We start from the raw sequence: 2073 nt of genomic DNA on the forward strand, positions 1-2073 counted from the left end.
CGGTGCCCTAATAGAGGCCGAAGGTTGGATACAAAAAGGAATGGACTATCTCGTGGAGAACGGTCCGAATGTGCTTTGGGCCATACTGATCTACATTGTGGGATCCTGGTTGGTCAAAAAGATAGTCCGTGGCCTGAGGAAAGTAATGCAGAAAAGCAAGTACGATGAATCCCTGCAGCGTTTTTTGATGAACCTCATTTCATGGCTGTTGAAAATCGTACTCATCATTGTAGTGGTGTCACGACTCGGGGTGGATGTAACCATGTTTGCCGCGATTTTTGCCGCGGCGGGCCTGGCTGTAGGCCTGGCTTTGCAAGGTTCGCTCTCTAACTTTGCCGGGGGGGTACTCATCGCTATCTTCAAACCCTATCGTATTGGAGACCTGGTAGAAACCCAGGACGTACTCGGTGTGGTCAAAGACATCGATATTTTTACGACCAAAATGGTCACCCCCCAGAATAAACTGGCCATTGTTCCCAATGGCCCCATTGCCAATGGAAATATCATCAATTATACCATAGAAGGGAAGATGCGGGTAGATGTCGTTGTTGGGGTATCCTACGATTCGAACATTAAGAAATCCAAGGAAGTTCTTCTGGATGTTTTGACCTCCAATCCTAAAGTACTCGATGATCCCGCTCCTTCTGTCAATGTGTTGGAACTAGCCGATAGTTCAGTGAATTTCGCGGTACGCCCTTTTTGCAAGCCCGAGGATTACTGGGAGGTCTACTTTGCTACCCAGGAAGGTTGTAAGCTCGCCCTGGATGAAGCCGGTATCGAAATACCGTATCCGCACAGGGTGGAAATCCATAAGGAGGGATAATCTCCCTTTGTGAATACCAGAGGCAGGGTTATAAAACTCCGGAACGTGGATTAGGGTTAGTTCTGGATTCCCGTATACGTTTCGGGCCGGATGGCTCCCAGTTCACTTTTTAACGCCTCCGACACGTCAAGGGTGTCGATAAAAGTCGCAATAGATTCCCGGGTTATACCATCATTGGTCCGGGTGAGTCCTTTAAGGGCTTCATAGGGGTTCGGATAGCCTTCCCGCCTGAGGATGGTTTGGATGGCTTCGGCTACCACGGCCCAATTATCCTCGAGATCCTGCCGAATTTTTGTTTCGTTGAGCAGCAGTTTTTCCAATCCCTTCATTGTCGCCTGGAAGGCGATCAGGGTATGGGCCAGGGGCACCCCGAGGTTCCTGAGGACGGTACTGTCGGTAAGGTCACGCTGGAGGCGGGATACAGGTAGTTTGGCGGCCAGGTGTTCAAAAAAAGCATTGGCAATACCCAGGTTGCCTTCCGAGTTTTCAAAATCGATGGGGTTTACTTTGTGCGGCATGGCCGAGGAACCGACTTCCCCTTTTTTGATCTTTTGCTTAAAGTAGTCCATTGAGATGTACGTCCACATATCTCTGTCCAGGTCAATCAGGATGGTATTGATGCGTTTGAGCCCGTCACAAAGGGCTGCCAAATGGTCGTAATGCTCTATTTGGGTGGTGGGAAAGGAGTAATGGAGACCCAATTTTTCGCTTACAAAGCGTTTCCCGAACTCCTGCCAGGAGAGGTTGGGGTACCCCACGGCATGTGCGTTAAAATTCCCGGTTGCCCCCCCGAACTTAGCGGCAAAGGGGACAGTCTCCAACAATCGGTACTGTTCCGACAGCCTTTGGGTGAAAACCCCGATTTCCTTCCCAAGGCGCGTTGGAGAGGCAGGTTGTCCATGGGTTCGTGCCAACATGGGCACGTCCTTCCATTCCTCTTCAAAGTCCTGCAGTTGATCTCGTAGTGCCTTTAACAAGGGCGTGTAAACAGCATCTATGGCTTCCTTTAGGGATAAGGGAATGGCTGTATTATTGATATCCTGTGAGGTCAGTCCGAAATGTATAAACTCTTTGTAAGGTGCCAATCCCAAAGCGTCAAATCTTCTTTTAATAAAATATTCAACTGCTTTGACGTCGTGGTTCGTGGTCTTTTCGATTTCTTTTACCTCCAGGGCGTCATTTAGACCGAAGTCGGTATATATGGAACGTAATTTTTCGAAAAGCACCTGGTCTACAGCTTCCAACTGTGG

2 protein-coding genes are annotated in these 2073 nt (G+C 49.1%); one reads left to right on the plus strand and one right to left on the minus strand.

Annotated features, from left to right (window positions below):
- Positions 1–10: 10 nt before the first annotated feature.
- Positions 11–823 (plus strand): mechanosensitive ion channel family protein, encoded by an 813-nt coding sequence (locus WBV75_RS00430; protein ID WP_424118695.1) that lies wholly within the window; start codon positions 11–13, stop codon positions 821–823.
- Between the two features lie 56 nt (positions 824–879).
- On the opposite strand, the gene purB is transcribed toward WBV75_RS00430, so the two are convergent.
- A partial coding sequence (gene purB, locus WBV75_RS00435; RefSeq protein ID WP_424118694.1) for an adenylosuccinate lyase occupies positions 880–2073 on the minus strand: 1194 nt, incomplete at its 5' end.

The organism is Robiginitalea sp. (genome assembly GCF_049588695.1).
GTDB lineage: Bacteria > Bacteroidota > Bacteroidia > Flavobacteriales > Flavobacteriaceae > Robiginitalea.